Here is a 3,027-nt window from a genome sequence, read left to right as displayed (position 1 = left end):
GTGGGCGGCGGACCCGCGGCGGGCGGCGAGCCGGCGGCGGCCCGGCGGCCGGTCGTCGCGGTCGCGGGCGGTTCGGCGTTCACGTTCTCGTACGCGGAGCAGACGGAGCTGCTGACGGCGGCGGGCGCCGAGGTCGTGTCCTTCGACCCGCTGCGTGACGACGGGCTGCCGCCGGGCACCGCCGGTCTTGTGGTGGGCGGCGGGTTCCCCGAGGTGTACGCACCCGAGCTGTCGGCCAACGACGAGCTGCGCAGGGCGGTGGCCGCGCTGGCGCACTCGGGCGCGCCGGTGGCGGCCGAGTGCGCGGGGCTGCTGTACCTCGCGCGGTCGCTCGACGGCCGGCCGATGTGCGGGGTGCTGGACGCGGACGCGCGCATGACGGACCGGCTGACGCTCGGCTACCGGGAGGCCGTGGCCGTCGGCGACAGCGCGATCGCCGAGGCGGGGGCGCGGGCCCGGGGGCACGAGTTCCACCGGACGGTGCTGGAGCCGCGCGCGGGCACGTATCCGGCGTGGGGCTTCGTGCGGCCCGAGCGCCGCACGGAGGGCTTCGTGCGGCGCGGGGTGCACGCCAGCTACCTGCACACGCACTGGGCGGCCACGCCGGAGGCCGCGCGCCGCTTCGTGGCGCGGGCGGCGCGCGCGTGAGGGACACGCGTGATGAGGGGGCACGCGTGAGGGGGGCACGCGTGAGGGGGCGAGGCGCCCGCGCGTCCGGAGCGTGGGCCGGGCGCCGGCGCGGGCGGTCAGCCCGCCACGCCCACCACCAGCCAGATGAACGCGACCCCGAGCACCGTGCACAGCAGCGTGGAGCGCGCGGGGTGCTCGTGGTGGGCCTCGGGGAGGATCTCGGCGGCGGCGAGGTAGAGCAGCGCGCCGCCGAAGAACCCGAGATAGCTGCCGAGCAGTTCCTCGGGCAGCGTGAAGAACAGGGTCGACGCGGCGCCCACCATCGGGGCGACGGCGTCCGCGAAGAGCATGGCGAGCGCCTTGCGGCGGGCGTTCCCGTACAGGCTGGTGATCGTGTACGTGTTGAAGCCGTCGGCGAAGTCGTGGGCGATCACCGCGAGGGCGACCGCCGTGCCTATCGCGCCGCTCACCTGGAAGGCGGCGCCGAGCGCGACGCCGTCCATCAGGCTGTGGCCGACCATCGCGGCGGCCGCGGTGAGGCCGAAGCGCGGTTCGCGCGCGGTGCCGCCAGGGCCGCGCGCCGGCGCGTGCCCGTGCTCGTGCCCGTGTGGCGCCTGGGCGTGTGCCCCGGCGCTCCCGGAGGCGCCGGCGTGCGCGGCGGCCGCCTCCGGCGCGGTTTCGGCGGCCGGCGGCGGCTGCACGTCCTCGCCGCCGTGCGCGGTCCTGCGGGTCGCGAGGAGGCGCTCGACCAGATGGGCGACGAGGAAGCCGCCGACGAACAGCAGCAGCGCCTGCGGGACGCCAAGCACCTCGCGGCTCGCGGCGGAGATCGCCTCGGGCAGCAGGTCGAGCCCGACGACGCCGAGCATCAGCCCGCCCGCGAGGCCGAGCACGAGGTGGCGGCGGTCGGTGACGCGTTGCGCCGTCCAGCCGCCGAACAGCGTCATCAGGAACGCGCCGAGCGCGACAAACACCGCCATGAGCCCCTGCATAGCCGATCACTGCCGCCCCGCGCACATCCGGAGCGCTCCAGGGGCCCGTATGGAGGCCAGTCGTGACCAACCTCACGTTTGCCGGACCTTTCGGGCCCCCGGACCTGACGGTCGGGGTGGGCGCGCGGCGCGGTGTCACGGCGGACGAGGTGATCGCGCTGGTCGCGGACGCCCTGCTCGACGGGGGGCTGCGCCCCGCGCGCGTGGCGCGGCTCGCGACGCTCGACGCACGCGCGCGGGAACCGGGACTGGTGGCCGCGGCGGCGCGGCTCGGCGTGCCGCTGTGCGGGTACACGGCGGAGGCGCTCGCCGCGGTCGAGGTGCCCCACGCGTCCGAGGCGGTGCGGGCCGCCGTCGGCACGGGCTCGGTGGCGGAGGCGGCGGCGCTGGCGGGCGGTGGCGTGCTGCTGGTCGGCAAGCGCAAGGCGGCCGCCGGAACGGCGACGTGTGCGATCGCGGGCGCCCCGGCTGACGGTACGTCCGGTGACTGTTCGCGTGCGCACCGTGGACAGAACGTGTGTACGGGAGGTAGACAGCACGAACACGCTGGACCACATGCTGACGCGCCCTCCCCACAGGGCACGTACGGAGGGAGCGCCGTGAGACGCACGGCCGAGCAGGCAGTCGACGCGCACGATCTGCGCCACCACGGCGATGCCGAGGTCCTCGACCTCGCGGACGATCTCGTCGATCTCGCGGTGAACGTGCGCGGCGGGACGCCGCCCGCCTGGCTGCGGGACCGCATCGCCGCGTCCCTGACAGGCCTCGCGGCCTATCCGGACGGGCGCAGGGCGCGCGCGGCGGTGGCGGCGCGCCACGGCGTGCCGGTCGAGCGGGTGCTGCTGACCGCGGGCGCCGCCGAGGCGTTCGTCCTGCTGGCGCGCGCGCTGCCGGTGCGGCGCCCGGTGGTGGTGCACCCGCAGTTCACGGAGCCCGAGGCGGCGCTGCGGGACGCGGGGCACGAGGTGCGCCGCGTGCTGCTGCGCCCGGAGGACGGCTTCCGCCTCGACCCGGACGCGGTGCCGGACGACGCCGACCTCGTGGTGGTCGGCAACCCGACGAACCCGACGTCCGTGCTGCACCCCGCGGACACGCTGGCCGCGCTCGCGCGCCCGGGCCGGGTGCTCGTGGTGGACGAGGCGTTCATGGACGCGGTGCCCGGCGAGCCCGAGGCGCTCGCGGGCGACGTCGACGTGGAGGGGCTCGTGGTGCTGCGGAGCCTGACGAAGACGTGGGGGCTCGCGGGGCTGCGCGTCGGCTACGCGCTCGGCGAGCCGCGGGTGATAGCCGCGCTTGAGCGTGCGCAGCCGCTGTGGCCGGTGTCGACGCCGGCGCTCGCGGCGGCGGAGGCGTGCATGGCGCCCGCGGCGCTCGCGGAGGCGGACGCGGCCGCGCGCGCGATGTG

Annotated in this window: 2 protein-coding genes and 1 pseudogene; 2 read left to right on the top strand and 1 reads right to left on the bottom strand. The window is 77.1% G+C overall.

The window, feature by feature from the left end:
* A pseudogene (locus tag JFN87_RS32730) lies at nucleotides 1-648 on the top strand (cobyrinate a,c-diamide synthase); the annotation flags it as partial.
* A 98-nt stretch (nucleotides 649-746) separates the two neighbouring features.
* Here the strand turns inward: JFN87_RS32730 and JFN87_RS32725 are convergent.
* Complete coding sequence (locus JFN87_RS32725) at nucleotides 747-1,610, bottom strand: ZIP family metal transporter (protein ID WP_209346092.1); 864 nt, start codon at nucleotides 1,608-1,610, stop codon at nucleotides 747-749.
* A 74-nt stretch (nucleotides 1,611-1,684) separates the two neighbouring features.
* Here JFN87_RS32725 and cobC point away from each other — a divergent pair.
* On the top strand, nucleotides 1,685-3,027 hold a 1,343-nt coding region (gene cobC / locus JFN87_RS32720; RefSeq protein WP_209346090.1), incomplete at its 3' end, for an Rv2231c family histidinol phosphate aminotransferase CobC.

It is taken from the genome of Streptomyces montanisoli (assembly GCF_017813245.1).
Classification (GTDB): domain Bacteria; phylum Actinomycetota; class Actinomycetes; order Streptomycetales; family Streptomycetaceae; genus Streptomyces; species Streptomyces montanisoli.
The sequence above is the reverse complement of the archived record's forward strand: the minus strand, read 5'-3'. Positions and strand labels throughout refer to the sequence as shown.